At 71.0% G+C, this 434-nt stretch carries 1 protein-coding gene; it reads right to left on the reverse strand.

Features of this window, described 5'->3' with window-relative positions; genetic code table 11:
• On the reverse strand, positions 1-282 hold a 282-nt coding region (locus C6558_RS39230; protein WP_146161025.1), incomplete at its 3' end, for a hypothetical protein.
• Between the last annotated feature and the right edge of the window lie 152 nt (positions 283-434).

Raw genomic sequence — 434 nt, forward strand, 5'->3', positions numbered from 1 at the left:
GGCGGCCTCCCATCCCTTCTTGGCCGGGCCCGCGGCGCGGGCGAAGACGCTTTCCGGAGCGCCGGCCTGGCCGGCCCAGTCCTTGATCTCGTTGATGGGCTTGCGCTGCTTCTTCAGCTCGGCCAGCTCGTCAGCCTTGCCCTCGGCCTTGGCCCATCGGGCGATCTGCTGTCCGATGGCCCGGTTCTCCCGTCGACGCTTCAGCGCGGCCTCCCGTGCCGTTGCGTTCGGGGGGCATCGACGTCCGTGGGGACACCCCGCCTCGCCCTGAGCCCTGCACATGACAACCTCCTGGTCCGATCCATCCGCCCTGCACGGGCGCCTTCACTGACCACAAGGCCGGGCTCTCCGCGGCATGTCCCTAGCTGCTGACGAGTCCGTCAGGTCAGTCGTCCAGGCCGCGGGCCCGGCGTCTGGCGGACCGATAGGCGGCG

Source organism: Ensifer sp. NM-2 (assembly GCF_003024455.1).
GTDB classification, from domain to species: domain Bacteria; phylum Pseudomonadota; class Alphaproteobacteria; order Rhizobiales; family Rhizobiaceae; genus Ensifer; species Ensifer canadensis.